Source organism: Candidatus Magnetaquicoccus inordinatus (assembly GCF_004217665.1).
Classification (GTDB): Bacteria; Pseudomonadota; Magnetococcia; order Magnetococcales; family Magnetaquicoccaceae; genus Magnetaquicoccus; species Magnetaquicoccus inordinatus.
Genome location: NZ_RXIU01000398.1, coordinates 1 through 1,661 on the forward strand (window position 1 = coordinate 1; position 1,661 = coordinate 1,661).

Genomic DNA, 1,661 nt, shown 5'->3' on the forward strand with positions numbered 1-1,661 from the left:
ACAACTGTTTGGAACCAATCAGAGTTACTTGAGCATCTGCAGGATGATCGACGGCTGTTGATTGGCCTGCGCCAAGATTGCCGAGCCAGCCTGTTGCAGAATGCTGTTCTGCGTCAGTTTGGCCGTTTCCGCCGCCATGTCTGCATCCGTGATCCGCGAACGAGCACCGCTGGTGTTCAACGAAACATTGGACAGATTGGCGATCACGGACTCAAAACGATTCTGATAGGCACCCAGATTGGCCCGCACGGTGGTCACCGAGTTGATGGCGGTATCCAACGTCGCAATGGCGGTTTCAGCATTGGCCTGAGTATCGACGGTGGTAGCGTTGACAGTCAGATCGGTTGCCGTGGCACCGGTGATCGTGAAAGCGATCGTTTGCGTGGTGTACGCACCAACATGGAACACTTTGTTCGCAAATCCACCAGACAAGAGGGTCTGGCCATTGAACTGTGTGGTGTTGGCGATACGATCAATCTCCAGGATCAGTTGATCCACCTCTTTTTGCATATCTGCACGATCACTGCTGACGTTGGTATCGTTGGCAGACTGCACGGCCAATTCACGAATCCGCTGCAGAGCCGCAGTTGTCTCAGACAAGGCACCTTCCGCCACCTGAATCAAGGAGATGGTGTCGTTGGCATTGCGGACAGACTGATTCAAACCACGGATCTGGGCGCTCATCCGATCGCTGATCGACAAACCAGCCGCATCATCGGCTGAGCTGTTGATACGCAAACCGGACGAAAGCCGTTTGAAGGTGTTGCTCAGCGCATTGGTCGAATTGGTCCCACCATTGCTCTTGGAGCTGATCAGTTATGCCGCCTGTCAATAGGCCTTTGTCATTGTAATGGCAAAAGAAGTTTAGATTGCCGTGCCTCCAATTGCCTCACCCTCTGCTGCTTATCGCCAGTTTTGCCAACAGCGCCAAGATACCGGTCGTTGGCGACAAATGCGCTTACTCACCTCCGTACAGGATGGCAGTGTCTTTATCAACCATCGTGAGCTGTTAAACTTCTCTTCCAACAACTATATGGGTTTGGCCGCGCATCCGCTGTTGCTGCAGCGCGCTATCGCTTGGACCAAACAATGGGGGTGTGGAGCATCAGCCTCACGGCTGGTCTGTGGTAATCTGGCACCGTTTGCTACCATCGAAGAGAAGTTGGCACGCGGCAAAGGGAGTGAAGCAGCTTTGCTGTTTAACTCTGGCTTCCAAGCCAACAGTGCCGTACTGACCGCTTTACTGGATCGCCACGTTTTGGGTGCAGACCCGCTTGTCTTCACCGATCGTCTCAACCATGCCAGCCTGCACCATGGATGTCAATGTGCTGGAGTTCGGCAAATTCGCTATCGCCATAATGATCTCAACCATTTGCAATCCCTGCTGCAACAGCATGCAGATCGCAGTGGACCGCGATTTATTCTCTCAGAAACTGTGTTCAGCATGGATGGAGATCGTTGTGATGTACCGGCTTTAATCGCCTTGAAAGAAAAATATGGGGCCTTTTTATATCTGGACGAAGCCCATGCTACAGGGGTTTTTGGAAAAAACGGTTTTGGACTGACAGCCGATTATGCCGAGCAGATCGATCTGGTCATGGGAACCTTCAGCAAAGGCTTGGGCAGTTTTGGCGCCTACATCGCCTGCTCGCAACTGTTGA

2 protein-coding genes are annotated in these 1,661 nt (G+C 52.5%); one reads left to right on the top strand and one right to left on the bottom strand.

What is annotated here, in order from left to right:
* Window positions 1-24: 24 nt before the first annotated feature.
* Window positions 25-816, bottom strand: coding sequence for a flagellin N-terminal helical domain-containing protein (locus tag EJP87_RS15980; RefSeq protein WP_130472843.1), 792 nt, complete (start codon window positions 814-816; stop codon window positions 25-27).
* Window positions 817-883: 67 nt separating this feature from the next.
* Here EJP87_RS15980 and EJP87_RS15985 point away from each other — a divergent pair.
* Window positions 884-1,661, top strand: a 778-nt coding sequence (locus tag EJP87_RS15985; protein ID WP_420886870.1) for an aminotransferase class I/II-fold pyridoxal phosphate-dependent enzyme, incomplete at its 3' end; no start/stop codon positions are given.